This is a genomic window from Gilliamella apicola, assembly GCF_003202915.1.
Lineage (GTDB): Bacteria > Pseudomonadota > Gammaproteobacteria > Enterobacterales > Orbaceae > Gilliamella > Gilliamella apicola_Q.
Genome location: NZ_QGLP01000005.1, coordinates 924276 through 946088, shown reverse-complemented (window position 1 = coordinate 946088; position 21813 = coordinate 924276). Strand labels below are relative to the sequence as shown.

41 protein-coding genes and 4 pseudogenes are annotated in these 21813 nt (G+C 35.2%); 35 read left to right on the top strand and 10 right to left on the bottom strand.

Annotated features, from left to right (window positions below; all coding sequences use genetic code 11):
- On the top strand, positions 1-222 hold the full coding sequence (locus tag DKK79_RS10600) for a hypothetical protein (RefSeq protein WP_110424032.1): 222 nt from the start codon (positions 1-3) through the stop codon (positions 220-222).
- Positions 223-353: 131 nt separating this feature from the next.
- Here the strand turns inward: DKK79_RS10600 and DKK79_RS10595 are convergent, their stop codons facing one another.
- Both DKK79_RS10595 and DKK79_RS14970 read right to left on the bottom strand, forming a co-directional pair.
- Positions 354-575, bottom strand: coding sequence for a SymE family type I addiction module toxin (locus tag DKK79_RS10595; protein WP_110424031.1), 222 nt, complete (start codon positions 573-575; stop codon positions 354-356).
- Positions 576-673: 98 nt separating this feature from the next.
- Positions 674-802: pseudogene (locus tag DKK79_RS14970) on the bottom strand (helix-turn-helix domain-containing protein); the annotation flags it as partial.
- Between DKK79_RS14970 and DKK79_RS10585 the strand changes: the two are divergent.
- The 7 genes from DKK79_RS10585 to cdiI (DKK79_RS10555) all read left to right on the top strand — a co-directional run bounded on the left by DKK79_RS10585 (position 796) and on the right by cdiI (DKK79_RS10555) (position 4735).
- Positions 796-2139, top strand: a complete 1344-nt coding sequence (locus DKK79_RS10585; protein ID WP_110424030.1) for a VENN motif pre-toxin domain-containing protein — start codon at positions 796-798, stop codon at positions 2137-2139. The pseudogene DKK79_RS14970 and the gene DKK79_RS10585 overlap by 7 nt on opposite strands.
- 1 nt (position 2140) lies before the next feature.
- Positions 2141-2473: a hypothetical protein gene (locus tag DKK79_RS10580; RefSeq protein WP_110424029.1), complete on the top strand. Its 333-nt coding sequence runs from the start codon at positions 2141-2143 to the stop codon at positions 2471-2473.
- Positions 2474-2621: 148 nt separating this feature from the next.
- A complete protein-coding gene (locus DKK79_RS10575) occupies positions 2622-3140 on the top strand; it encodes a CdiA family toxin C-terminal domain-containing protein (RefSeq protein WP_181415300.1) in 519 nt (172 codons plus the stop codon).
- Positions 3137-3514, top strand: coding sequence for a ribonuclease toxin immunity protein CdiI (gene cdiI, locus DKK79_RS10570; protein ID WP_110424027.1), 378 nt, complete (start codon positions 3137-3139; stop codon positions 3512-3514). The genes DKK79_RS10575 and cdiI (DKK79_RS10570) overlap by 4 nt, the downstream gene beginning before the upstream one ends.
- 204 nt (positions 3515-3718) lie before the next feature.
- Entirely contained in the window at positions 3719-3880 is a 162-nt protein-coding gene (locus DKK79_RS14550; protein WP_181415299.1) for a hypothetical protein, read from the top strand.
- A 70-nt stretch (positions 3881-3950) separates the two neighbouring features.
- Positions 3951-4385, top strand: a complete 435-nt coding sequence (locus DKK79_RS10560) for a CdiA family toxin C-terminal domain-containing protein (RefSeq protein WP_110424025.1) — start codon at positions 3951-3953, stop codon at positions 4383-4385.
- A complete protein-coding gene (cdiI, locus tag DKK79_RS10555; RefSeq protein ID WP_110424024.1) occupies positions 4385-4735 on the top strand; it encodes a ribonuclease toxin immunity protein CdiI in 351 nt (116 codons plus the stop codon). The genes DKK79_RS10560 and cdiI (DKK79_RS10555) overlap by 1 nt, the downstream gene beginning before the upstream one ends.
- A 43-nt stretch (positions 4736-4778) precedes the next feature.
- On the opposite strand, the gene DKK79_RS10550 is transcribed toward cdiI (DKK79_RS10555), so the two are convergent.
- Together DKK79_RS10550 and DKK79_RS14965 are read right to left on the bottom strand one after the other, a co-directional pair.
- On the bottom strand, positions 4779-5012 hold the full coding sequence (locus DKK79_RS10550; RefSeq protein ID WP_110424023.1) for a SymE family type I addiction module toxin: 234 nt from the start codon (positions 5010-5012) through the stop codon (positions 4779-4781).
- Positions 5013-5124: 112 nt separating this feature from the next.
- Positions 5125-5253, bottom strand: a pseudogene (locus DKK79_RS14965) (helix-turn-helix domain-containing protein); the annotation flags it as partial.
- Positions 5254-5291: 38 nt separating this feature from the next.
- Between DKK79_RS14965 and DKK79_RS10540 the strand changes: the two are divergent.
- From DKK79_RS10540 to DKK79_RS10510, 11 genes and pseudogenes are all read left to right on the top strand, one after another.
- Complete coding sequence (locus tag DKK79_RS10540) at positions 5292-5786, top strand: VENN motif pre-toxin domain-containing protein (RefSeq protein ID WP_375537983.1); 495 nt, start codon at positions 5292-5294, stop codon at positions 5784-5786.
- Positions 5787-5981: 195 nt separating this feature from the next.
- Positions 5982-6146 carry a hypothetical protein gene (locus tag DKK79_RS14545; protein ID WP_181415298.1) on the top strand — a complete coding sequence of 55 codons (165 nt, stop codon included), beginning with the start codon at positions 5982-5984 and terminating at the stop codon, positions 6144-6146.
- 252 nt (positions 6147-6398) lie between these two features.
- On the top strand, positions 6399-6548 hold the full coding sequence (locus DKK79_RS14540) for a hypothetical protein (RefSeq protein WP_181415297.1): 150 nt from the start codon (positions 6399-6401) through the stop codon (positions 6546-6548).
- Positions 6549-6550: 2 nt separating this feature from the next.
- A complete protein-coding gene (locus tag DKK79_RS10535; protein WP_110424021.1) occupies positions 6551-7012 on the top strand; it encodes a hypothetical protein in 462 nt (153 codons plus the stop codon).
- Positions 7013-7046: 34 nt separating this feature from the next.
- On the top strand, positions 7047-7208 hold the full coding sequence (locus DKK79_RS14535) for a hypothetical protein (RefSeq protein WP_181415296.1): 162 nt from the start codon (positions 7047-7049) through the stop codon (positions 7206-7208).
- A gap of 169 nt (positions 7209-7377) precedes the next feature.
- Positions 7378-7482: pseudogene (locus tag DKK79_RS14960) on the top strand (VENN motif pre-toxin domain-containing protein); the annotation flags it as partial.
- Positions 7483-7509: 27 nt separating this feature from the next.
- Positions 7510-8175: a hypothetical protein gene (locus tag DKK79_RS10525; RefSeq protein ID WP_110424020.1), complete on the top strand. Its 666-nt coding sequence runs from the start codon at positions 7510-7512 to the stop codon at positions 8173-8175.
- A 45-nt stretch (positions 8176-8220) separates the two neighbouring features.
- Positions 8221-8376, top strand: coding sequence for a hypothetical protein (locus DKK79_RS14530; RefSeq protein WP_181415295.1), 156 nt, complete (start codon positions 8221-8223; stop codon positions 8374-8376).
- A gap of 16 nt (positions 8377-8392) precedes the next feature.
- Positions 8393-8629 carry a hypothetical protein gene (locus DKK79_RS10520; RefSeq protein ID WP_110424019.1) on the top strand — a complete coding sequence of 79 codons (237 nt, stop codon included), beginning with the start codon at positions 8393-8395 and terminating at the stop codon, positions 8627-8629.
- Positions 8630-8703: 74 nt separating this feature from the next.
- Entirely contained in the window at positions 8704-9093 is a 390-nt protein-coding gene (locus DKK79_RS10515; protein WP_034884533.1) for a hypothetical protein, read from the top strand.
- Positions 9094-9251: 158 nt separating this feature from the next.
- Positions 9252-9518 (top strand): hypothetical protein, encoded by a 267-nt coding sequence (locus tag DKK79_RS10510; protein ID WP_110424018.1) that lies wholly within the window; start codon positions 9252-9254, stop codon positions 9516-9518.
- A gap of 60 nt (positions 9519-9578) precedes the next feature.
- On the opposite strand, the gene DKK79_RS14955 is transcribed toward DKK79_RS10510, so the two are convergent.
- Complete coding sequence (locus DKK79_RS14955; protein WP_110424017.1) at positions 9579-9731, bottom strand: SymE family type I addiction module toxin; 153 nt, start codon at positions 9729-9731, stop codon at positions 9579-9581.
- Between the two features lie 84 nt (positions 9732-9815).
- Between DKK79_RS14955 and DKK79_RS10500 the strand changes: the two are divergent.
- From DKK79_RS10500 to DKK79_RS10450, 11 genes and pseudogenes are all read left to right on the top strand, one after another.
- Positions 9816-10292 (top strand): annotated as a pseudogene (locus DKK79_RS10500) (VENN motif pre-toxin domain-containing protein); the annotation flags it as partial.
- 135 nt (positions 10293-10427) lie between these two features.
- Positions 10428-10916 (top strand): hypothetical protein, encoded by a 489-nt coding sequence (locus DKK79_RS10495; RefSeq protein WP_146212023.1) that lies wholly within the window; start codon positions 10428-10430, stop codon positions 10914-10916.
- Complete coding sequence (locus DKK79_RS10490; protein WP_110424014.1) at positions 10913-11224, top strand: hypothetical protein; 312 nt, start codon at positions 10913-10915, stop codon at positions 11222-11224. Before DKK79_RS10495 ends, DKK79_RS10490 begins: the two co-directional genes overlap by 4 nt.
- A gap of 207 nt (positions 11225-11431) precedes the next feature.
- Positions 11432-11641: a hypothetical protein gene (locus DKK79_RS10485; protein ID WP_110424013.1), complete on the top strand. Its 210-nt coding sequence runs from the start codon at positions 11432-11434 to the stop codon at positions 11639-11641.
- A gap of 5 nt (positions 11642-11646) precedes the next feature.
- Positions 11647-11841: a CPCC family cysteine-rich protein gene (locus DKK79_RS10480; RefSeq protein WP_110424079.1), complete on the top strand. Its 195-nt coding sequence runs from the start codon at positions 11647-11649 to the stop codon at positions 11839-11841.
- 126 nt (positions 11842-11967) lie between these two features.
- Positions 11968-12789: a VENN motif pre-toxin domain-containing protein gene (locus DKK79_RS10475; protein ID WP_110424012.1), complete on the top strand. Its 822-nt coding sequence runs from the start codon at positions 11968-11970 to the stop codon at positions 12787-12789.
- Between the two features lie 84 nt (positions 12790-12873).
- Entirely contained in the window at positions 12874-13194 is a 321-nt protein-coding gene (locus DKK79_RS10470) for a hypothetical protein (protein ID WP_110424011.1), read from the top strand.
- 10 nt (positions 13195-13204) lie between these two features.
- Positions 13205-13918, top strand: a complete 714-nt coding sequence (locus DKK79_RS10465; RefSeq protein ID WP_110424010.1) for a hypothetical protein — start codon at positions 13205-13207, stop codon at positions 13916-13918.
- A gap of 608 nt (positions 13919-14526) precedes the next feature.
- Complete coding sequence (locus DKK79_RS10460) at positions 14527-14859, top strand: hypothetical protein (protein WP_110424009.1); 333 nt, start codon at positions 14527-14529, stop codon at positions 14857-14859.
- A gap of 93 nt (positions 14860-14952) precedes the next feature.
- Positions 14953-15222 (top strand): hypothetical protein, encoded by a 270-nt coding sequence (locus tag DKK79_RS10455; RefSeq protein ID WP_110424008.1) that lies wholly within the window; start codon positions 14953-14955, stop codon positions 15220-15222.
- Between the two features lie 23 nt (positions 15223-15245).
- Positions 15246-15434 carry a hypothetical protein gene (locus tag DKK79_RS10450; RefSeq protein WP_110424007.1) on the top strand — a complete coding sequence of 63 codons (189 nt, stop codon included), beginning with the start codon at positions 15246-15248 and terminating at the stop codon, positions 15432-15434.
- 90 nt (positions 15435-15524) lie between these two features.
- On the opposite strand, the gene DKK79_RS10445 is transcribed toward DKK79_RS10450, so the two are convergent.
- Positions 15525-15725, bottom strand: a complete 201-nt coding sequence (locus DKK79_RS10445; RefSeq protein WP_110424006.1) for a SymE family type I addiction module toxin — start codon at positions 15723-15725, stop codon at positions 15525-15527.
- A gap of 71 nt (positions 15726-15796) precedes the next feature.
- Between DKK79_RS10445 and DKK79_RS10440 the strand changes: the two genes are divergently transcribed.
- From DKK79_RS10440 to DKK79_RS10420, 5 genes are all read left to right on the top strand, one after another.
- The gene (locus tag DKK79_RS10440; RefSeq protein WP_110424005.1) at positions 15797-16426 is read left to right on the top strand and encodes a hypothetical protein; all 630 of its coding nucleotides are present in this window, start codon (positions 15797-15799) and stop codon (positions 16424-16426) included.
- Between the two features lie 2 nt (positions 16427-16428).
- Entirely contained in the window at positions 16429-16767 is a 339-nt protein-coding gene (locus DKK79_RS10435; RefSeq protein WP_086360162.1) for a hypothetical protein, read from the top strand.
- Between the two features lie 289 nt (positions 16768-17056).
- Positions 17057-17488 (top strand): hypothetical protein, encoded by a 432-nt coding sequence (locus tag DKK79_RS10430; RefSeq protein ID WP_110424004.1) that lies wholly within the window; start codon positions 17057-17059, stop codon positions 17486-17488.
- Positions 17481-17936 (top strand): hypothetical protein, encoded by a 456-nt coding sequence (locus tag DKK79_RS10425; protein ID WP_110424003.1) that lies wholly within the window; start codon positions 17481-17483, stop codon positions 17934-17936. Before DKK79_RS10430 ends, DKK79_RS10425 begins: the two co-directional genes overlap by 8 nt.
- Positions 17937-17996: 60 nt before the next feature.
- On the top strand, positions 17997-18203 hold the full coding sequence (locus DKK79_RS10420; RefSeq protein ID WP_110424002.1) for a heavy-metal-associated domain-containing protein: 207 nt from the start codon (positions 17997-17999) through the stop codon (positions 18201-18203).
- A 279-nt stretch (positions 18204-18482) separates the two neighbouring features.
- On the opposite strand, the gene DKK79_RS10415 is transcribed toward DKK79_RS10420, so the two are convergent.
- The 4 genes from DKK79_RS10415 to thiM all read right to left on the bottom strand — a co-directional run bounded on the left by DKK79_RS10415 (position 18483) and on the right by thiM (position 21769).
- On the bottom strand, positions 18483-19331 hold the full coding sequence (locus tag DKK79_RS10415; RefSeq protein WP_110424001.1) for a hypothetical protein: 849 nt from the start codon (positions 19329-19331) through the stop codon (positions 18483-18485).
- 192 nt (positions 19332-19523) lie between these two features.
- Positions 19524-20318 (bottom strand): bifunctional hydroxymethylpyrimidine kinase/phosphomethylpyrimidine kinase, encoded by a 795-nt coding sequence (thiD, locus tag DKK79_RS10410; RefSeq protein WP_110424000.1) that lies wholly within the window; start codon positions 20316-20318, stop codon positions 19524-19526.
- Positions 20315-20971, bottom strand: coding sequence for a thiamine phosphate synthase (gene thiE / locus DKK79_RS10405; protein ID WP_110423999.1), 657 nt, complete (start codon positions 20969-20971; stop codon positions 20315-20317). The genes thiD and thiE overlap by 4 nt, the downstream gene beginning before the upstream one ends.
- Positions 20972-20983: 12 nt before the next feature.
- The gene (gene thiM / locus DKK79_RS10400) at positions 20984-21769 is read right to left on the bottom strand and encodes a hydroxyethylthiazole kinase (protein ID WP_110423998.1); all 786 of its coding nucleotides are present in this window, start codon (positions 21767-21769) and stop codon (positions 20984-20986) included.
- Between the last annotated feature and the right edge of the window lie 44 nt (positions 21770-21813).

The following is a 21813-nucleotide window of genomic DNA, read 5'->3' as shown; positions in this document are numbered from 1 at the left end:
ATGAAATTAGTTGAATTAAGTAATGAACAATCAACAATTGTGTTATCAAAGGCTGAGCTTTACATCATTCGCTCAATTATTGGCGAAATATATGCTGGAGTTTGTGTTGATGCTGAAGAATTTGAAACAATTCATGGTATTGAAAAAGATGAGGTATTGAGATTAAAACATGATATTTATGAAATATATGAAAAGTTAGCAACTCTAAAGACCGATATTTAATTATTTTATGAATCAAGATCCTTACCTTAGTGAGGATCTTGATTATCTCTTCACTAATTAAGCTTAACTGTCATATCACAGATGCGCTGCTGCGTTTGTTGTATCTCTTCCAGTAACTTACGGTTATCCGTCTAGTGTTTAGGTTCAGTGGTAATGACTAAACAGCCCTGCATTACTCGGATAATCAGCGGTGTACCGGTAGTAAATCCAGCCTGATTTAGCCACTTAACTTTAAGATGAATGGCCGGAATACTGTCATCCCGACGGGGAGGTAGATAACCGACGGTGTAACGCCGTTCGATCTTTCTCATCTGAACAATCATTTTATCCAGCATAGAATGTACCTTAGTCATAATAACTACTCCGTTTAGTTGTTGTGATTAGCAGGTTAGCGGTGGTGGTACACCGTTAATCTGCGTCTGTTTTACTGCTCTTCTTTAGTCGCCTTGTCTTATCCAATCAACTGCTTAGCCTGATGTTTTAAAATCATGGCGTCTAAAATCTCTTTTACTGACTTCTGCTCATCAGCCGTCATCTGCTTAACCGCTTCAAACTTAAGCTTTAACTCATCCTGTGGCTCCCCATAAAGATGCCGATAAAGACTCCCGAGATGGCAAAATGGGCAATGACTTTAGTAAAGGCGTTGACTCAGCCGTATCGATTATTACCGGCATTATCACCGGCGATATAACCGGCGGCTTAGCTGGCGCTAGTGCGCCATGGTTAGCGGAGCAGATAAAGATACAAGCCGGTGATAACGAAACCGCGAGGTTAGTTGCCCATGCAATACTTGGTGCGGTAGTGGCTGAACTACAAGGCAACTCAGCATTATCTGGTGGAGCCGGTGCTGTGGTGGGTGAAGTTGCGGCAGATATCATCCGCAAACAACTGTATGGCAAAGAAGTCAAAGATTTAACCGAAGAAGAAAAACAAACCATCAGCGCACTATCTCAACTAGCATCCGGCCTTGCGGTAGCTGCCGGCGGTGGTAATTTTGGCGATGCCAGTGCGGCTATTAGTAGCAGTAAAAATGCGGTGGAAAATAATGGTTTGAGTTGGGCTGATGGTGGTAATGGTGGTAATTTTATTGGAATTCCATATGAAACTGGAGCAAATTTAGATAGTAACCTCGATGCCTATGCTCAAGGTTATTTGACAGAGGAAGAAATTATTCAGTTAATGGACGATATGAACTCAGGACGGTTCATGTATGATCCTTTAAGAGAGGATTTTAAACGTTTTCCAGAAGATCTTGCTATTTTGGTAACGCCGTATGGAGATTATATTGCCTTTAGAGATGCCGATAATTTGGGAGAGTATGCGATTGCATGTGTTGGGATCTTACCGATTTTTAAATATATCAAAATTGGTGGTAAAATAATAAAAGTAGAGACCAAAAGTGGTCTATCATTAATAAAAGAAGCTGAAAACGCCTATAAAGCAGGAGATATAACTAAGGGTAATCAGCTAATGAATCAAGCGGTAAGTCATGGTACTGAAGTTGAAACAACCGTAATTAGACAAGCCCATAGTTCAAATGCTGGAAAGGGGACTGGTGTTACAAATACTGAAAAACTAACTGGCGGTGCGGCTAGAGCAGAACAATATTCAAGTAATTGGGCTACAGCAAGTCTTGATAAGGCTATTAATGAGTTTGCAGGCTCAAATCCAATAATAACTACAACTGAAAAAGGAAAAAGAATTTATACTAATCCAACAACAGGTATACAGGTGGTTGAGGATTTGTCTGGAAACTACTTCCGAATTTATAACCCTAATATTTCGGGAAAAAGAGCTTATTTGGATTTGAATGGTAATATTCCTAACAACAAATTATTAGAGAATGGAAAAGAAGCTGGCCGAAGTCAAGGTGAATATAATGAGGCAACTCATTTTAATATAAAAAGGAATAAATAGTATGAAAAATATATCCGTTCCAGTAAATAAAAGTGCAATGGAACGCCTAGATTTAGATAATTGTGTGGATGGTGATTTGATTGAATTAATTCTTGATGAAGATAATTATAAAAATCTCTTAGAGAGTAATGTTATTAATCAACTTAATAATGAATTAGATATAAATATTGATGATTATGAAGATGAAAAGATAATCGATCTTGATAAGCTTTTTAAGGCTAAAAGTATTATTCAAAATTCAATAGTATCAAATAATAGCGAAGCGTTGATTCAATTATTAACTCAAGTTGATAATGCAATAAAATATAAAACAGGTCTATTTTTTTATTTTTAAATTTAGAGGTAATAGTAAAGTCCTCATCTGAATCCTGTTAGGATCTTACTTTGATGTCTATACTTTTATCTCAAGTTTGATAACTAACAGCATTCAACAAGCGAATAAAAAAAGTAATTTTGATGAGCATGTAGTAAATGAGAAAGGCTTGGGGAATGCTGGAAAGGGGACGGCTGGGGCTACTAATCAGTTAACATCAAATAACTTTATAGCTGATGTAACTCAACATAACACTCAACTTGGTGTGCTAAATAAAAAGAAAGATAATATCTCCGGAGCTCATAAACAAGATGCTTTTTTAGAGTCAGCCGAAATATTAGGAGCTAAAATTAATCTCAAAGTTACAGATAAAAATTACCCTGGTTTAATTGAGTACCAATATCAGCTTCCAGCTAAAGCCGGAAATGGTCCAAATGCAGGTCAGATTGTAGGGTATAAGAAAGAAGCGGCAAAAACAACTTATGATCCGGCTATACTATCGGATTCAAAAGTAGCTGATATGTCAAATAAGGCGGCAAAGCAATCAGAAAGTTATTTTTTATCAAATCCAAACAAGAGAGAATATTCAGTAAAAGTTGATGGTTATTGGTTTCAGGTAACAAGAGATGCAAAAACAGGAAAGGTGAGTAATGCTTATATTACAATGCCTCCAAGGAATTCTAAATGAGCAATAAAATAGAATGGTTAAGTAAAGTTGAAAAATATATTATCGAAAACGGTGGAGTAGATTTATATTATTTACTTGAAACAATGTATAACGAAGAAAAGATGAATTTTCTACAATTTATATATGATGCATCAAGAGGTATCGGTTGTGATGTGCATGAAGGATTAGGATATGCCTTAGACCAAGATTATGATAGCCCTGATGATTTTAAGAACGTAGATTTTTATGTTGGTGAAATGGATAGTTCTGAGTTAACGCCTCAACACTTTGTTGAACTTATGCAAGTAATATCGGATAGTTATATTGACGCCCACCCTAAGGATAAGGCATCAATAGAGCACTATATGTCGAAGCTAAGAGAGCGTTATTCATAAGTAGTGAATGATCCCAGCTTAAAAACTGGGAGTTTAGCTTACTTAAGATTACCGCTGAAAATATAAGGAAATAATATGTTATTAATAATGTTAGCCATCTTTTTAATAAATATTATTTTCTTAATGAAAAATCCCGTATTGAATAAGTGGATAATTTACTCTGTATTAAATCCCCTAAACGAACTCATACAGGCGAAAGGCGATATGTCCAGTCCCTATAGTGGTATAATTCATGCGGGCGGTGAGTTAGCTATGGTGGGGGACAACATAACACGTATGGATACTAATAGTTATACGACTCACCACAAGATCGATTTATCACTATTCATCAACCGTCAAAAAAGTAACCAGCGCACCGCCGTATAGGTCAGCTTAACTTTTTTTCAGCAAATTAGACGCTGGAAAGGGAACGACGACGGTTAAAACCCCTGATGGTATTAGTTTTAACATTGATCAGCCTGCTCATTTAAGTACTGTTGAAAAATATACTCAGCAAAAAGGTATTACAGGTGGGCATAATGCGGATGCATTTTATTCAGCAGCAAATCAGAATGGCGTGAAGATCGTAAGTGAAACTCCTACCGGTATTCCTGGTGTTACTGAGATAAAATATCAAATTCCTGCAAAGGATAGAGCTGGAAATATTATTGGTTATAAGGATAAACCAATGACGAAAACTATCTATGATCCTAAAATAATATCAGATCAAAAAATATTAGATTTAGGGCAACAAGCAGCTGCTAGTGGCTATAAATTAGCAATAACATCAGGGGCTAGAGAATATACAAGTAGCGCAGGTGGAATCAGCTTTAGGGTTTATCTTGATCCTAAAACAGGAACTGTAACAAACTTCTTTCCGGTAAAAAAATAATGAACGAATATATTTTTAAGCATATTGATTATAACAATGATCCTGAGTGGGTTATTAAAGATTTTTTTAATTCACTCAACCTTTATGGAAAATTTATTTGGGGAGTAGAATATATTATTAATAGGGTAGGTTTTGTAATCGATGAAACCTGTTGCAACTTTCCTGATTGGAATGATCCAGACCCAGAATGTCATTTTGAAGGCATTATGTTTGGAGTCTGGGAAGGAGAAATTATTGTTTCTGAAACATTGGGGTTTAAATACGTCAGATTAGCTTGTGAAAAATATCTTGCCTTACATCCAGAAGATACTGATAAGATTAATGAGTTACTTGCTAAAATACCTGTATAACAGCATGATCCCTACCTAATCAGCGGGGCTCTTTTTTTAGTTCTTAGAACTGCATCGCAAGTTCAATAACCAACTTGCCCTGTTCAATCTTAATGATAACAGGGCTGCCCACATAAAAGCCTATCTGCTCCAGCCACCTGCCTTTAATGGTCAGTTGTGGTCGTGGGTTAGGTTTTATGCCTTGTGGCACGTAGCCAATGGTATAAAACCGTTCGTTGGGTTGTGGTGCAGGTGCTTTGTCTGTGGTTAATTTTAGCTTAGAATGTGCCTTAGCCATAGTTAACTCCTCGATAGTTAGTTGTGGTTAGCAGTGTTAAGGTGTTCGAGCACCTTAATGCTGCGCTATTGTTTACTGCATTAGCTTTTACTTCTTCTTTAGCCGCCCTGTTTTAACCAATCAACTGCTTAGCCTGATGCTTTAAAATCATGGCGTCTAAAATCTCTTTTACTGACTTCTGCTCGTCAGCGGTCATCTGTTTAACCGCCTCAAACTTAAGCTTAAGCTCGTCCTGTGGCTCCCCATAAAGATGCCGATAAAGACTCGCAAGATGGCAAAATGGGCAATGACTTTAGTAAAGGCGTTGGCTCAGCCGTATCAATTATTACCGGCATTATCACCGGCGATATAACTGGCGGCTTAGCTGGCGCCAGTGCACCATGGCTAGCTGAACAGATAAAACTGCACACTGGGCATCTAGATAAAGATGGTAAATGGCGAACCGATGATATTGCCAGCAACTTAATTGCTCATGCAATACTTGGTGCAGTAGTCGCTGAACTGCAAGGCAACTCAGCATTATCTGGTGGAGCCGGTGCAGTGGCCGGTGAAGTTGCAGCAGATATCATCCGCAAACAACTGTATGGCAAAGAAGTCAAAGATTTAACCGAAGAAGAAAAACAAACCATCAGCTCACTATCTCAACTAGCCTCAGGCCTTGCTGTTGCTGCCGGCAGTAGTAATTTTGGCGATGTCAGTGCGGCTATTAATAGTAGTAAAAATGCGGTTGAGAATAATGCAGAGAATCTTGTTTTTGATTTCTTTTTCTCATAATCAAAAATGAAAGCTGAATACAATTGCTATACAGATGATGCTTGTTATAATTTAGATGAATATGCACGTCAACAAGCTATACTTGAACAAACTATTGAAATTCAGAAAGAAATAACAGAACCCTATAAAGAAGCTGCTTAATTTAAAGCTAATGTAGAAAAAACTGTCGCTGATTTTATTCCAATAATAGGTGATGTGAAAGCTGTTGCTGAAGCTGAAGATAGTATTGATTATACCATTGCAGCAGTTGGATTAATACCTGGTTTAGGTGATGTAGTTGGTAAGCTCTTAAAAGAAGCGAAAGCGGCTTTAAAAGTAGGCGATACGAAAAAAGCCATTGAGTTGGCTCAAGAAGCTTAGGATAAAGTAAAAGCTCTTGATGTCGGCCCTTTTAGGGAACTTAAAGCAAAGGCAAAAGTTGGTGATGGACTAGAGCATGATCATATTCCATCATTTGCTGCATTAAAAAAGGCTGAAGAAACCTGGCTTGGACGACCTTTAACTCCAACAGAAACGAAAAAACTATATGCAGAAACAACAGCTGTTGAAGTTCCTAGAGATGTTCATCAAGCAGGACCAACATATGGAGGTAAAAACACTGCAGAACAAATCATGAAAGATGCAGAAAACCTTTATGAAGCAGTTAAAAAAGATACAGACGCATTACGAAAAAATATGATTGAAAAAGGGTATGATCCGAAATTAATAGAAGATGCCATAAATAAGATAAAAACACGTAACAAAGAAAAGGGGATCTATTGATCATGATTAAATGGCAGCAATTAGTTAATGTATTAGGTAAATCTGAAAATTCTTCAGAGTTTTATACGCTAAAAGATGAAATTGGTGAAAATCCTGAAATATCAGAAGATCTTATTGAATATAATGATCCTGATCGAACTAAATATTATGAGTTTTTTCAAACAGGTATGCTTATCGGTTTTCGAAAAAAATATCTGAATCATATTCAATTCTTTTGTAAGGAAAAGGATAATTATTCTAAATATCATGGAAAATTATTGAATGGGATCGATTTTCAATATACTGAAAAAATGGTCATTGAGTTATTAGGGAAACCATTAAAAGTGGGTGGAAATGAACAAAGTCCTTTTTTGGGATATGTGAATCGTTGGATATTATATCATATGACACATTATTCATTACATTTTGAGTTTAATAAAAATGGGACTCTTTGTTTGATAACATTGGCTGTATTAATAAGATAAAAACACGCAACAAAGAAAAGGGGATTTATTCATTATGTTAGAATGGAAAGAGTTTATTGAAGCTTTAAGTACATCCGAAACATCCGATAAATTTGTTGTTTTGATGAATTCTATAGGAGAAAAACTAGTGATATCAGAAGATTCTAAAGAATATAGCGGCCATGAAAAATTCAAATATTATAAATTTTTACGCTAGGGAATTGGACTTATATTAATCAACAATTTAAAACGAATACATTTGTATTTAACTAATAATCAACCTAATTATTCTCCTTATATTAGTGAATTACCTTCAGGAATAGATTTATCTTATGATAAAAATAAAATAATTAGCTTACTAGGGAACCCAATTAAATAAAGAAACCATCAGTGCACTATCGCAGTTAGCAGCAGGTCTTGCGATAGCTGCCGGCGGTGGTAGTGTTGGTGATGCCAGTGCGGCTATTAGTAGTAGTAAAAATGCGGTTGAGAATAATTACGTTAGTGTTGGTTTAGCTATGGTTAAAGCCGCAGATGCGGTATGTAACGGGGATAAAGCCTGTGAACAGCAGTTTATCAAGGAAGGAATAGATGCTTATAATGAAAAGATATTAAAATACGGTAAATACCAGATTGTAATTTTGGGCGCGCTTATTGTCGCTCCAAAGGTTATTGCAGTAGCAGAAGCAGGAATGGCAGCTTGTTCCCTTAATCCAGTATTATGCGCAAATCAAGTAGCAATTTGGGTGATGGAAACAATTGGCGCAGAAGCAATGCCTGCTGCTGGGTTAGGAATGAGTGCGGCTGAATTAGCTAAGTCATTATCTAAAGCGCAATTAAAAGAACTATCAGCGTTAATGGCAATGGAAAAAAGTGGAGAACTTACACCTGGACTAGCTAAAAAACTAAAAGAGTTTCTTAATAAAACACCTGAAACAAATATTGTCACCAAAGGATCTTCTGCTAAAAGTGCTGAAAAGGGCTCTGGTGTAAAAATAAATACAGAGCAGGCCGATAATGTTATAATCAAACCCTCAACAAATGCAACAGAAACGTTCCCAACTGTAGACCAATTGAGTCAAGCAGCAGCTTCTGTTAATAGAAATGGGCTAACTGATGCAGGACGAGCTTTACAAAAATACGGTGGTCTAGAAGGAAGCGTTTATACTTATTCAAATCAGTAAGCATCTGTTTTAAATAAAGAAGCTCAGAATATTGTGGATGATATATTGTCAAATCCTAAAACAATAATAACTCGAACAACAGCAACAGAAAACAAACAAATTATTAAAGTAATACATGCAACATCTCCAGATGGTAGGACTTTAAGATTTAATGAGGATGGCACTAAATTAATTGGATTTAGAGAGCCTAATAAAAAATAGAAGGAATATGAATATTATGTTGGATTATAGCGTTGGGAGTTCCATTGAAAGCGATAGTTTTAATGCTGAGCTTCTCTATGATGGAGATATTTGGGGTGAGCTTTGTTTATCTGAAGATAAGCAAAATTTAGAATTTGTAATTTATCCAAGCGATCCACAACGTGTTTTAACATTTAATTATGATGAATTAATGGCATTAATTGAGCGGGCTAAAAATCATCTTTTACAATTAGATCCATTGGTAAAAGATTAAAAACAATTCCCGTCTTAACCAATGGGGATATTATTTTTATCGTTTTTGCACTTACATTATCCAAGGCAGAAGCATTGAAACAATACAATGATTTAAGCGATGAAGACAAAGCAAAAATTTCCTTTGAAGAATTTTATACGGATAATCAGGATTATTGGTATTACGCGGCTGTTGATACACAGTTAAAAGCAAATAAGCAAAAAGGTAACAATATCGGTACCATGGGCATTGATGTCAGTAAAGGCATAGACATGGCTACCGCCATTATTACCGGTATTATCACCGTCGGCAGTGTACCATGGCTAGCTGAGCAGATAAAACTGCACACTGGGCATATGGGTGAAGATGGTAAATGGGAAACCGATGATATTGCCAGCAACTTAATTGCTCATGCAATACTTGGCGCAGTAGTGGCTGAACTACAAGGCTACTCAGCATTGTCAGGAGGTGTTGGTGCAGCCTAGCTGGCGTTATTGCACAAGTGGATCGATCTGGACATGAAATGCAGAGTATGGCCTCAAGATTATGGGGTAAACCAAATGCTCAAAATATTAAAACTCTATTTTTCCAAGATTCAAAAGGTACGATACATCATTATGATAGAACATAATTAGGATTAGTTATGCCGAAAATTGCATGCAAATGTGGGCACGTAATGAATATTGGCTCATTTGATGAAGACTTTGCTTATGATCTCATTTCACAAAATGTTTTATGGGACGTAATCGATATATTCTCAGAAAAGGAAGAATTTACTTCTGAAAAGTTCATGGATTCTTTTAATCAAGAGAGCATTGAAGTATACGAATGTCCATATTGTAAAAGATTATTAATTGAAGAGTCTCCACGATCTAATAAATTTAGTTTTTATAAAAAAGAAGTTGAATAAACTAGATCTACAATATCCCCACCTAATTAGTGGGGATCTTATTTTTATCCGTTTCTAGATCTAGTTCGCAAGTTCGATAATTAACTTAGCTTCTTTAGCGGTGATCGTAACCACTTGGCCAGTAGTAAAGCCGAGCTGCTCAAGCCTGCTTCCTTTAATAGTGAGCTGGGGTCTGGGGTTAGCTTGTTCGCCGTTGAGGCTATAACCCTCCATTTATGACCACAACGATGAAGCTTCGAATATTACCCATGCGGCAATCAGTGACGGTGAGTTAATTTAACCTAAGAAGAAAAACAAACCATCAGCTCACTATCTCAACTAGCATCTGGCCTTGCTGTTGCTGCCGGCAGTGGTAATATTGGTGATGCCAGTGCGGCTATTAATAGTAGTAAAAATGTGGTTGAGAATAATGCTTTGAGCTGGGGTGAAGGAGGTGGTTATGGTGGGGATATTGTTGGTTTAAATCTTCAAACAGGAGCGAATTATGATTCAATCACAAGCGCTTTAGCTGCTGGTTATTTAACTCCCGAGGAAGCTTTACAGATCATAAATGATATGAACTCGGGTAAATACATGTATGATCCTTTAAGAGAGGATTTGAAACGATTCCCAGAAGATCTTGCTATTTTGGTAACGCCATATGGAGATTATGTTGCCTTTAGGGATGCAGATAGTTGGGGGGACTATGCTATAGCTACAGCAGGGGTATTACCTTTTGCAAAATATATCAAGGTAGCAGGAAAAGTTGTTAAGGTTGAAACTCAAGTAGCATAAACTTTAGTAAAAGAAGCTGAAGCAGCATACAAGGCAGGCAATGTAGCTGAAGGCAATCGATTAATGAATCAGGTTGCTAGCCAATCTACACAGGTTGAAGCAACAGTTGTTAAAAATAGTACACTTACAAGCAAGATGCCATCAAATCCTGGCTCTCAGGCTGGTAGTGGAGTGACAAAACCTGTTAGTCCAGAAATTATCAATGAACTATCAGGAACTCAAATAACAAATGTTAAAGCAATTAGTGCGGCTGATGCAAATAAATCATTTATAGAAAGAGGATGGAATGCTCCATATGATTCATCAACTCAAGTCAGACAATTTACTACAGTTAAGGAAGTTGAATTTGTAAGGGGCCATACTGAAAGTAACGTTGCAGGTCAATTTATGGTGAGAGCGGATGAAATAAAAGGAATGACGGCACAGCAAATACTGCAGCATTTAGCGTTACCATCGATTCCTACACACATATCTGATGTGAAAGTTCCGGCAGGAACAAAAATGCAAGTTGGTACCATCGCACCACAACCTTTGTTTGGAGCACCAAACAAAGGTGGAACGCAATATCAATTATTGCAACAAATTCCTCTTAATAACTTTTACAACACGAGACCACTAAAATGATAAGACATATTGATGCAGGAATAGCAAATAAAATACTGAATATAGATAATAATTATCAACTAGCTTTACTTGATGGTTTTAATGATCTATTTAAAAAAGAACCCTTGGAAGTATCAAGAAATATTTTTTTGATAAAGACCGATGGACAAGTCATATGGCGTATTTACTCAAAGAATGACAAGTTTGGAGATAGCTTTACTAACATTTATGAAAAAGATGGTAAATTTAAAGCTTATAGATGGGATGGGGGGCAATATGATATTGATATAGAAACAGGACTTGCTACTCCAGAAATACTTATAAGGTAGGAGTTTTTAACAATTTTTCTCAGTTCTGCGATCCCCATCGCACAACTGAACTAACTATTTATCCACTCAGCGATCTAGTTCGCAAGTTAGACAATTAACTTACATTTTTTAGTGGTAATGGTGACAAATTGTCATGTAGTGAATCCAAGTTCATTTAGTTCATTGTTTTTGGTAGTACTTTTAAAATTTATATTGATAAGGTTGCGGATGTTTGAAAAACATGGAGTAAAAGGTGTAACTATTCATAATTTTGTTAGAAGTTCGCCAGAAGGAACTCTAATAAAAGTTAGAAAAAATGAAGATACTTTATATTACAATCCAAAAACAAATATATTTGCTATAAAAAATGCAGATGGTACACCAAGAACAATGTATAAGCCGGAAAAAGGTATGGAATATTGGGATAAGCAAAAATGATAGATATAAACGATAAGTATTTTTGTCCTTGTTGTGGAAATGAAACTATAAGTTTACCTAGAGAGTATGTAATCTGTAATATATGTGGCTGGGAAGATGATCCAATTCAATTTGAAGATCCTGATTTTTCTGGTGGAGCTAATAAGATGAGTCTAAATGAAGCACGGATAGCATATATAAATGGAGAAAAAATATACTAGAAAGCAGATCCCAGCCCAAAAACTGGGATTTTTTATATCTACAATTTACTTCGTAAGTTCACCGGCGGCCTAGCTGGCGCCAGTGCGCCATGGCTAGCTGAGCAGATAAAACTGCACACCGGGCATATGGGGGAAGATGGTAAATGGCAAACCGATGATATTGCCGGCAACTTAATTGCCCATGCAATACTTGGTGCGGTAGTGGCTGAACTACAAGGCAACTCAGCATTATCAGGAGGTGTTGGTGCAGTAAGCGGAGAGCTAGCGAGTAAAGCAATTATCAACACCCTTTATGGTGGTAAAGATGCCAGCGAGTTAACCGAAGATGAAAAACAAACCATCAGCGCACTATCTCAACTAGCCTCCGGCCTTGCGGTAGCTGCCGGTGGTGGTAATTTGGGCGATGCCAGTGCAGCTAATAGTAGCAGTAAAAATGCGGTTGAGAATAACCGTTTTAATACTAATGTTGAAGAGAGAATAATTGACAAGTTAGTAAAAGAGGGGTACGACCCACATAAACTTGATGCAGCAAATTGTGCTTTGATTAAATGTTATGCGCAATATGTGATAGGATCAGAAAAATATGAACAGAATCTAGCACTAGCAAAAGAAGGTGAGCAATATACGGCGGAGCAGTCTAAGCTAAAAGAAACAACAGTAACTGTTGAATATACTATAGAGCCTGATTATTGGGCTTGGGCTAGCAAAACTGAAACTCGAAAAGAGGGAGGTTTTGATTATTATCTAGCTAGTCAGATAGAAGATGATAAACAAGCTAGCGATGAATTTAGAATCAACTATATTGCAGATAAATTAGGTGTTGATCCAGGTACTGTTCGTTTAACAGAAGATGGTTTTAAATTAGTCGGTCTCGCTAGCAGTGCATATTATGCTGGAAAACTCACTAAACCGGGAAGATTATTATCTAAAGATCCTTACCTTGCTTAGGCGGAAAATGGAGGTACGCTGAATATAGGTGCTGGTAATAAACCAATTAAAGGGGCTTACAATATTTCCAATCCCGATTATCCTATGGCAAATTGGGTTTATGCTGGTAATGCGAATGATTTATCTAAAATCGCAACTGGTTCTCAGAAACTAATTATTATGGAGAATCCGTATGGATTTAAGCCTTTTAATGATGAAATATTAAGAGTTTTAGCTAATAAAGGCACAATTATTATTAAAGGTACTTGGAATAATCCTAGTTTGAAAAATATAGAGAAAATTGCTGAAAATAAGGGATTTATTCTATCTGAAAAGAAAGTCATATCAAGTAAAGGTTATTCGCAATCTGATGGTAAACAAATTAATAATGAAACGATTACAGAATATAAATTTATAAGAAAATAAAGGGTATTTTATGAAATATCAAATAGATATATCCAATAGTTATCAACAATTTATTTGCTTAGATAGTGGTATAGGAATAGAAAATTATCTATCTTTTGACTTAACTAATATAATTGATGAATTTGAAGTTAATTTAGAAAATATAGAAGTTAATATGAGTGAACATATTTGGTATTCTTCTATTATTAGGAAAAATCCCAAAAGCATTATTGTTAATGCTCTAGCTAAAATTGATTTAAATGATCCGAGCAGTATATTAACTATTTTAGTTAGAAAAGCAAAATTAGTTATACAAAATGTAAAGTGTATATATTTACAAATGAATGGAGATGATACAGAAATTTATCATACTATAGATTCAAATTTTTATGTAAATGATAAATATATTTGGCTTGTTGGGAAAAGTACTGACTATCCTAATCAAGAAATCAAATTAAAAATTATTTTTTCTGACAAACTAGATTTTATTTTTGAAGAGTCCGATATTTTAATTCAAACAATAGAGTTTGATAATTATCTTACACCTCATCATGTTGATGTTATTAATAAATATCAAAATTTAATTATCAATTTGAAAAATAGAAATATTGCTGAACTTAATGTAAATAATATTTCTTCTAGATTTTTAGATTTTGATTTTTCGAGAAATTATTTTATGAGCAGTGAAATTGGTAATATTGCGATTAAAGATTATAAAATAAATAGTAACTGTAAGATTAGTTAGATATCATTTTTTTAAATCCAGATTTCAGTTCTGTGATCTTTGTTGCAGAACTGAACTAATTATTTATCAACTATTCTATCTACTTCGCAAGTTCGACAATTAACTTGCCTTTTCTAGTGTTAATGGTGACCGATTGTCCTGTGGTGAATCTAAGTTCATTTAGCAATTGCATTTTATGGTGCATTGTGGATAGGGGATACCATTAAACTATAAAACATGAAGTATGTTTTATTAACTTGAACTGAAAAATTATTAAAATATCTATATAGAAAGAGGTGCTATCAAATGAGCACCTTTTCCATTATAAAGTTCAAATAGTAATAAGATGGTATAGACTCCTTAATTATTTTTACAAAGCCAACCTAAATAAGGTAAATCAAAATTAGCGGAAGGAGATAAGTTTTAGCTTGAGCTCTATTGGAGCCGAAGCCAAAGTAGTAGGAAGTAATGTCATTCCAGCAAATAAAACAGTGAAACCGACATCGGGATCTTCCGCTACAAATAAGGTTGTAGTAAATGAGAAAGGCTTATAGAATTCCGGAAAGGGGACGACGATAAATAAATCATTAGACCAAGTCGCATTAGAAGCCCAACATGGTAAAGGTAATGTGACTCAAGGTGGTGGAAATACACTTCAAAATAAAGAGAGTGTAACTGGGAATATCGTTGAAAGTCAGAAAGGGAAAAATGATGGTTTTACCCAGCACGCAAGCAAAGAAAGTCAATTAGCTGATAATTGGAATAATACTAATCAGGCGCATAACGTAAATAATTATGAAAAATACAAAGATAAAACAATTTCTCAAATGGAAAAACATATGTCTCCAGAACATCTTCATATGAACGTGCAGGCCATTTTGATATATCAAGAGGCGCACAACAAGTTGACTATGCTGGTTCAATTAGATTTGGCTGGAGTGATGGAACCAGAGGTGTATTAAAAGAGTTTGATAATTCTTCTGGTCATTATAAACCTAAGACTGAAAATGCTCATCAATCGGGGTTACCATTAGATAAATTTAAGGAGCATCCTAATGCTAAATAATATTATAAATAAGCTTCCTGATGGAAGAGCTGAAAATGAGTTAGCTCATTATTTAAGAAAACTACCTGAGCATGAAAGTTCAGCTTTGATGGAAATTTTGCTAAAACATAATTCTGATGTAGTTAGAGGATCCTCACTAAGATTGATCCCGCGTGTTATTAGGGATCGTAGTGTGTTGATAAAGTTTTTAGACATGGGATTAGAAAAAAAAATGTCTCTGGAGCTAAGCCTTGGATTAAAGCGACGGTATCTGGATTAGGTTATAAAAAATTACTTCAACACATGAAAAAAGTAGCTGAAACAAACCCTGACTGGATACTATATGCTTGGTATCAATTAGTTCCTCTTGTAATAAAGGAAGCTCCCGAAAAAATTCAGTATTTGCAAGAGATAGAAAAAATTATTGATGCTAATTTATGTAATGAACTAAAAGGATCATGGTTAAGAACCAAGGAAGCTGTACCTATCTAATTAGATTTATGATCCCCACCTAATCGGTGGGGATTTTATTTTAGCTTTTAACTCCTATCTCATCTCCTCAATCCTGATAATCAACAACCCTTACTGGGCATCGATGATGACTGTCTGACCGGTAGTAAAGCCGAAGGCTTCCAACCAGAATGCTTTAATGGTCAGTTGTGGTCTGGGGTTGGGTTGCCCGCCATTAGTGCTGTAATCGACCGTTAAGCTGCGCCTTGGCCGTGGTTTTACCGTTCGGGTTTTAGTAATGGTGGTTTTTAGCGTAGAATGTGCCTTAGCCATAGTTTACTCCAGGTAAGTTAGTTAAGGATGGTTTCGGGCGCTTATCGGAGATTGATGATGGGCAATGGCCTTTGGTGTGGCAATATGATAAATGTGGTCGTATTACGCAGGAGCATCAAGGGTTTAGTAGTCAATATTTTGATTATGACCCGGCTGGGCGATTATTCCGAACTCGAATGCCGGATGACAATATCCTAACGTATCTAGACAAAGAATATTTTGAAAATCAGTATGGTAAAAATAATGTTGAGCAAGGATTTGGTGATTATAAAGAAACAAAGGATAATATAAATAATAATCATGCAGCAAATCAACAGGCTAATAAAAGCAGTAATTTTGATAAGCATGTAGTAAATGAGAATGCTGTAAATAGTGCATCAAATAGATTTCCATCAAATCCAAATGATTTAACCAATGCTTTAGGTGTTAGCCCTAAAGTGACAACAACACAGCATGGTACAACTCGAATGGTCTGGGAGCCTAATAGTAGTACAAGGATCCGCTATGAAAGTTATCCAGTTGATGAAGGGATCTTTAATCCTCGACATCATGGAGAGCATTACCATATAGAGGTAAAACCTGATAATTTAACTTGGAATCAAGCTAAAAGACAAAATGCAATTCAGAAAATAAAACCTGAAGATTATAAGCCAGGACATGGGACAGGATTTTTACCAAATGAGAGACATCCAGGAAAATAGTTATGCAGCTTAATGAATTACAAATATCAGATGGAAAAATATTAAGGTTCACTTCTGATTTACAAGGTTTAAATGTAGTTTTTCAGGATTGGAAAGAACAAAAGTGGTCATTGTTGTTTTATGAGGTACTTGCTATTCAATCATTTAGTGTTGAGGGTGAGGAATTATCGCATTTAACGATTTCTAAAGATGATGCGTTTAAAACCATGACTCTAGACTATTTTTCAGATGAAGATCCTAAAAATTTTAATTGTTACAGTTTTAGTGGTGTTTGGAATAATAATGTAATATTCAAAATTGTCGCTAAAGATCATTATGTAATAGAAGCAATTAATGAATAGATATGGCTTAAAAATTTAGGATCCTAACCTAAAAACTAGGATCCTTTTATTATTTTCTAGATCTGTATAGCAAGCCTGATAATCATTTGGTCTTGTTCAACTTTAACCAATACAACCTGACCTGCATAAAATCCCTATCGGCTAAAAGCAGAGGATTCTAGAAGTATTACTTATTATTACGAAAAAAGTAACATATTTAAAAATAAAGATTATAGAATCATTTTGATAAAGGTGGTAAGCCTATAAGTGATTGGATTTTAGATAAATAATACTAAAAAGGAGAGTTAATATGTCTAGCTTTGTTTATGGCTATATAGAACCAATATTAAGTCAGAATAAATTAAAAAGCTTATCTAACTATATAAAAAATAGCAAATTGGGAATAGAAAAAATCTCCAAAGATTGGTTAGTTCATTACCCTGACTATTTAATTCCCAATGATAATATATTTACTTATTTAACCAGTTATGATGAATATGCACCAAATATAGATATTGGTTTTCCTACGGATCCTAAGGAACGCTTAGATATACTCATTAATACATTGATTGACATGATTAAAATTACCCATGCATCAAAGATGGTAGTTTCTATAAATGAATGCGATCAAATTCAAACCATAAAAAAAATAAAGTTCGCTGAAATGCGAGACGTTATTCATGCTGATTTTGCAAAATATCAAGCCCCGCCAGATACACTTTATGAAATCATCTGTGAATAAAATTATAATTAAGTTTTTCAGAACTAAGGTAACTCATTTTAATATAAAAAGAATAAATAGTATGAGAAATATATCCGTTCCGGTAAATAAAAGTGCAATGGAGCGTCTAGATTTCAATGATTGTGTGGATGGTGATTTGATTGAGTTAACTCTTGATGAGGATAATTTTGCCTCTCTATTAGAGAGTAAAGTTATTAATCAACTTAATAATGAATTAAATATAAATATTGATGATTATGAAGATGAAAAGATAATCGATCTTGATAAGCTTATAACTGCTAAAAACATTATTCAAATTTCAATAATATCAAATAATAACGAAGTATTGATTCAATTATTGACTCAAGTTGATCATGCAATAAAGTATAAAACAGGGCTATTTTTTTATTTTTTTTGTCGGCTTATTGGCGTAATATATTTGCTTTACTTAGCAAGCAATTTTATTTAGGGGATACCCTAATTTTGCGGCATAACCAACTGGAATTATTTAATAACCAAAAGGGGGTTAATGATGAAATTAATAGTTGATAATATGAGTTGCCAACATTGTGTTAAAACCATCACTAAAGCAATTAATGATATTGATCCTAAAGCTAAAGTTATTGTTGATTTGACCAAGCGTGAGGTTGATATTGAAGGTGGTACTATTTCGCAAGAAGCAGCAATTGCCGCAATCAATGAAGCCGGATTTGAGTTTGTAGGTATTGCATATTAAAGACATTTAGCATCACTAAACTTTAGGCGATTATAATGATCGCCTAACTATTAGATGATGCTCACAACCAATAAATTGGCTATATTAAACAGGACATTAAACGGTTTTTCATATACTTCATCGATTTGGGTTGTTGATGAAGTATAAATGTGTCTTTAGTTAATATAGTGTTCAGCTAAAACACCACTGCTTATTACTCTCAATATTAATAATATTGCAATGCGATTTGCTATTTAGTAACGCTTATAAAAATAATTTAATGTTATATTTTATAACTGATTAATCAAAATCTTTATCCAGTTCGTTTTCTTTAATACAAAAATTTTTTTCTTTCTGAGAACATTGACGAGAAATTTTAAAAGATTGTCCTTCAACACCTCTAAAAGACTCATATTCTTTATAAGTACAGGTTGAATTCGTTAAAGTATAGTTGCTGCTTTCTACTTTGAATCGATAAGTTTCATTTAAAATAACTGCGGAATAGTTATTTATTTCACAAATTTTTTTTCTTTTTGCTATTTTTTTACTTGAATCAAAATCGATATAACGACCATCTAAATTGAGATAAATGAACTTATTTTTCTTGTTATCATAAGAATAGTAACGATAAATGATGGGGGCGTCTTCCATATCATCTACTGCTCTGGCTATATAAAAATCATTATAATTACCATCAAAATTATAGTCGATTTCTATTCCATTATGGTCAAAATAATCTGGAGCAAAGCGATAGCTATCATCAATATGGTTAACCGCACCTATTGAATATTCACCCAAAAAGTCAAACCCTTCTAAATTATTGATAGTTTGAAATAATTGTCCATCTTTCTTACTATAAATATTTAAACCAGTAGGTTTCAATCCTTGACCTTTTTTATAGGAAAGTAACATTTTAAAGTAAAAATCATCTGTCGATCTTTTCTGTAATAACTCGATATTGTTAATTTCTTCATTCTTAATGAGAATATCGAGATCACGGCCATTTTTAAAATTTAATTCGACATCATATTTATCGATATTTGCTTTAAGAATATCTAAGTCAATTGCTAATACCAAGCATGGGAAAAGCAAAACAATAGAGATAAGATATTTTATATAAACCATATTATTATAATCTTTTAATTCCATTTAATATTTTTTCAATGTTTATCAGAGTATAAATTAATACTTATCAAAAATTAATTTAAAATTGTTTCGAAATACATTATCTCATTTAAAAGAAAACTTAATTAGTAATTTATTTAATCACATTTTTATTACTATTTTGTATAAAATTTTTAGTAAAATAAATGGTTAGTTACTAAAATTGAACATTTGTAGTTACCACCATTGATAAAAATGATGAGTAGGTCCAATTCCTTTACCAATTTTCAAACTATCCGCATGCTCAATAGCGCCTTGTAGGTAGTTTTTGGCTTGTTTAACTGCTTCTTCTAGATTATGTTTCGGTAACAATGCTGCAATTGCCGCAGAGAGGGTGCAACCTGTACCATGGGTATTTTTAGTGGCGATTCTCGTTGAAGTCATTCTGGTAATTTTATTGTCAGTGATTAGATAATCAGGACTTTCTTGACTTGGCAAATGCCCGCCTTTCATTAATACTGCCTGACAGCCTAATTTGAGTAACTCATAACCCTGTCGTTGCATTTCATCTTCGTTTTTAGCCTCCTGACAATCAAGTAAAGCAGCTGCTTCAGGAAGGTTAGGGGTTATGACGGTCGCTAATGGTAATAACAGCTCTCGAATAGCTGAAATGGCATCTGCTTTTAATAATGGATGTCCGCCTTTGGCAATCATTACGGTATCAAGCACAATATTAGCAATAGGATTAGCGTTTAATAGGTGAGCAACCGAGGTGACAATCTCTTCATTCATCAACATGCCAATTTTCACGCTATCAATATGGATATCTTGATAAAGGGTATTAAATTGTGCTTCGACAAATTCAGGTGGAACGGCGTGCACGCCATTAACACCTTGGGTACTTTGCGCGGTTAATGCGGTAATTACCGACATGCCATAAGCGCCAAGTGCAGAAAATGCTTTTAGGTCGGCTTGAATACCAGCACCACCACTAGGATCACTACCGGCTATGGTTAATGCAACTGTTGTCATATTCCTATTTCCTCTTTTGCTTGTCTTATTTTTTTTATTAGTTCAGATGTAGCCTTAGCAATATCCGCTTGACCACAAATTGCGGAAACTACCGCAATACCTTCAATACCTGTTTGTACCACTTCGGTTAAATTATTTACTCCTATGCCACCAATAGCTACTGCCGGGCACTGTTTGGTGTTAACCAGTTCTGTCAATTGGTCAATACCTGTTGCTGTTGTGGCATCTTTTTTGGTAGTAGTTGGAAAGATTGGGCCAATGCCCAGATAATCGACCAATTGCCAAGGAACACTTTCCTGTTGTACTAAATTGGAAACCGAAAGTCCTAACCACTTATCATTACCAATTAAGCGGCGGGTCACTTCGACCGGTAGATCACTTTGTCCAACATGAACACCATCGGCATCAATGGCTAAAGCAATATCGACATGATCATTAATCAATAGTGGCACTGGAGTATTGCTTAATACCTCTTTTAACGCTAGGGCGGCTTGATACCAATTTTTACCTGAGTAGTCTTGTTCTGAGCGTAATTGCACCGCGGTAACACCATTTTCTACAGCAATTTTTGTGGTATTAACCATGCCATTTATGCCACCACATAGTAGCGGATCAAGCACTAAGTAGAGTGTTAAATCCAGTTGCTTTTTCATCAAATATCCTTATTAGTGATTTTGCTTAAATAGGGAAAGTTGGTCAATTATTGCCATAGCAAAAGTGCCTAGACCTGACTTTTTGTTAGCGAGTTCACCGGCCTTTTTCATCATAAAACAAGCAGAGGCGGTTGCAGTTAAACGATCTTTACTAGCGGCGATAAATGCGGCCACCATCGCTGATAATGAGCAACCTGTACCAGTTACTCGGGTTAGCGCGATATCCCCCCCACTAATGCTATAAATTTGCTTGCCATCTGTGACATAATCAATCTCGCCGGTTATAGCTACAACGGTTTGATATTTTTCGGCCAATAGTTTTGCAGCATTTAATGCCGAATCAGTAGAATCAAGTCCATCTGGTCCTTTAGATGATGATTGTTGACCACTTAAAGCTAGAATTTCGGAAGCATTTCCACGAATAACTGAGGGTGAAAAGGTTAAAAGTTGTTTGGCAATGTCAGTGCGGTATTTCAGTGCCGCACCAACTGCGACCGGATCAAGTACCCAAGGGGTTTGTGTTTGTTTTGCTTTCGCGGCAGCTAATAACATGCTTTTGGCACTTTGGTTATCGATCGTACCAATATTAATTAACAAACTACTAGCTACGGTAACAAAGTCTTCAACTTCCTGCTCGGCAACTACCATCGCCGGCGAAGCGCCAATCGCCAATAGAACATTAGCGGTAAAATTCTGGACCACATCATTAGTAATACAATGGATTAATGGTCGTTGTAGGTGAACTTGCTCAATAAAGGGGATGGCATCATGGCTTGGGAATAATTTAATGGCCGACATATTCTATCCTTATCTAATTAGTAATGTTAAGGGAAGAATATGTC

Coding starts and splice junctions, on each gene's coding strand:
- DKK79_RS10600 (WP_110424032.1), top strand. CDS start 1: ATGAAATTAGTTGAATTAAGTAATGAACAATCAACAATTGTGTTATCA.
- DKK79_RS10595 (WP_110424031.1), bottom strand. CDS start 575: ATGACTAAGGTACATTCTATGCTGGATAAAATGATTGTTCAGATGAGA.
- DKK79_RS10580 (WP_110424029.1), top strand. CDS start 2,141: ATGAAAAATATATCCGTTCCAGTAAATAAAAGTGCAATGGAACGCCTA.
- cdiI (WP_110424027.1), top strand. CDS start 3,137: ATGAGCAATAAAATAGAATGGTTAAGTAAAGTTGAAAAATATATTATC.
- DKK79_RS14550 (WP_181415299.1), top strand. CDS start 3,719: ATGTCCAGTCCCTATAGTGGTATAATTCATGCGGGCGGTGAGTTAGCT.
- cdiI (WP_110424024.1), top strand. CDS start 4,385: ATGAACGAATATATTTTTAAGCATATTGATTATAACAATGATCCTGAG.
- DKK79_RS10550 (WP_110424023.1), bottom strand. CDS start 5,012: ATGGCTAAGGCACATTCTAAGCTAAAATTAACCACAGACAAAGCACCT.
- DKK79_RS10540 (WP_375537983.1), top strand. CDS start 5,292: ATGGGCAATGACTTTAGTAAAGGCGTTGGCTCAGCCGTATCAATTATT.
- DKK79_RS14540 (WP_181415297.1), top strand. CDS start 6,399: ATGAAAGATGCAGAAAACCTTTATGAAGCAGTTAAAAAAGATACAGAC.
- DKK79_RS10535 (WP_110424021.1), top strand. CDS start 6,551: ATGATTAAATGGCAGCAATTAGTTAATGTATTAGGTAAATCTGAAAAT.
- DKK79_RS14535 (WP_181415296.1), top strand. CDS start 7,047: ATGTTAGAATGGAAAGAGTTTATTGAAGCTTTAAGTACATCCGAAACA.
- DKK79_RS10525 (WP_110424020.1), top strand. CDS start 7,510: ATGGTTAAAGCCGCAGATGCGGTATGTAACGGGGATAAAGCCTGTGAA.
- DKK79_RS10520 (WP_110424019.1), top strand. CDS start 8,393: ATGTTGGATTATAGCGTTGGGAGTTCCATTGAAAGCGATAGTTTTAAT.
- DKK79_RS10510 (WP_110424018.1), top strand. CDS start 9,252: ATGCCGAAAATTGCATGCAAATGTGGGCACGTAATGAATATTGGCTCA.
- DKK79_RS14955 (WP_110424017.1), bottom strand. CDS start 9,731: ATGGAGGGTTATAGCCTCAACGGCGAACAAGCTAACCCCAGACCCCAG.
- DKK79_RS10495 (WP_146212023.1), top strand. CDS start 10,428: ATGCCATCAAATCCTGGCTCTCAGGCTGGTAGTGGAGTGACAAAACCT.
- DKK79_RS10490 (WP_110424014.1), top strand. CDS start 10,913: ATGATAAGACATATTGATGCAGGAATAGCAAATAAAATACTGAATATA.
- DKK79_RS10485 (WP_110424013.1), top strand. CDS start 11,432: ATGTTTGAAAAACATGGAGTAAAAGGTGTAACTATTCATAATTTTGTT.
- DKK79_RS10475 (WP_110424012.1), top strand. CDS start 11,968: ATGGGGGAAGATGGTAAATGGCAAACCGATGATATTGCCGGCAACTTA.
- DKK79_RS10470 (WP_110424011.1), top strand. CDS start 12,874: ATGGCAAATTGGGTTTATGCTGGTAATGCGAATGATTTATCTAAAATC.
- DKK79_RS10465 (WP_110424010.1), top strand. CDS start 13,205: ATGAAATATCAAATAGATATATCCAATAGTTATCAACAATTTATTTGC.
- DKK79_RS10455 (WP_110424008.1), top strand. CDS start 14,953: ATGCTAAATAATATTATAAATAAGCTTCCTGATGGAAGAGCTGAAAAT.
- DKK79_RS10450 (WP_110424007.1), top strand. CDS start 15,246: ATGAAAAAAGTAGCTGAAACAAACCCTGACTGGATACTATATGCTTGG.
- DKK79_RS10445 (WP_110424006.1), bottom strand. CDS start 15,725: ATGGCTAAGGCACATTCTACGCTAAAAACCACCATTACTAAAACCCGA.
- DKK79_RS10435 (WP_086360162.1), top strand. CDS start 16,429: ATGCAGCTTAATGAATTACAAATATCAGATGGAAAAATATTAAGGTTC.
- DKK79_RS10430 (WP_110424004.1), top strand. CDS start 17,057: ATGTCTAGCTTTGTTTATGGCTATATAGAACCAATATTAAGTCAGAAT.
- DKK79_RS10420 (WP_110424002.1), top strand. CDS start 17,997: ATGATGAAATTAATAGTTGATAATATGAGTTGCCAACATTGTGTTAAA.
- DKK79_RS10415 (WP_110424001.1), bottom strand. CDS start 19,331: ATGGAATTAAAAGATTATAATAATATGGTTTATATAAAATATCTTATC.
- thiD (WP_110424000.1), bottom strand. CDS start 20,318: ATGACAACAGTTGCATTAACCATAGCCGGTAGTGATCCTAGTGGTGGT.
- thiE (WP_110423999.1), bottom strand. CDS start 20,971: ATGAAAAAGCAACTGGATTTAACACTCTACTTAGTGCTTGATCCGCTA.
- thiM (WP_110423998.1), bottom strand. CDS start 21,769: ATGTCGGCCATTAAATTATTCCCAAGCCATGATGCCATCCCCTTTATT.